Origin of the sequence: Streptomyces alkaliphilus (assembly GCF_014141535.1) — a bacterium.
Classification (GTDB): domain Bacteria; phylum Actinomycetota; class Actinomycetes; order Streptomycetales; family Streptomycetaceae; genus Streptomyces; species Streptomyces alkaliphilus.
Genome location: NZ_VKHT01001688.1, coordinates 1 through 523 on the forward strand (window position 1 = coordinate 1; position 523 = coordinate 523).

The following is a 523-nucleotide window of genomic DNA, read 5'->3' on the forward strand; positions in this document are numbered from 1 at the left end:
CGCCCGGGGACGTCCCGTCGGCCGGCACACCGATCGACGGCCCGGTGGCCCCGCCCGGCGGCGCGGTCATCGGCACCCCCGGTCCGCCGGACCCGCGGAACGCCGGCGTCCCGACCCCGGTGTCCACCGATCGACTCGCCGCCCGCACGGCCGGTGCGCAGGTGCCGACTCCCCGTACCGCTCCGGATCGGGACGCGGACACCCGTCTCGCGGCGGCGCTCGCCGCGCTCGATCCCCCCGCCCCGGTACGCCTCTCGGTGCGGGCCGTGGATCCCGCCACCGGCACGATGGTCTCCGCCGGTAACGGCTCCTTCGACACCGCCAGCATCGTCAAGGTGAACATCGTGGCGGCGCTGTTGTTCCTGCGTCAGGAGGAGGGGCGGGAACCGAGCGCCGAGGAGATGGCCCTGGCATCCGCCGCCATCCGGTACAGCGACAACGCGGCCACCGACGGGCTCTGGCGGCTGATCGGTGGCGCGGAGGGACTGGATGCCCTGAACTCCCGATGGGGGCTGACCCGGAC

1 pseudogene is annotated in these 523 nt (G+C 75.1%); it reads left to right on the forward strand.

The window, feature by feature from the left end:
- Positions 1-119: 119 nt before the first annotated feature.
- Positions 120-523: pseudogene (locus tag FNQ90_RS26335) on the forward strand (serine hydrolase); the annotation flags it as partial.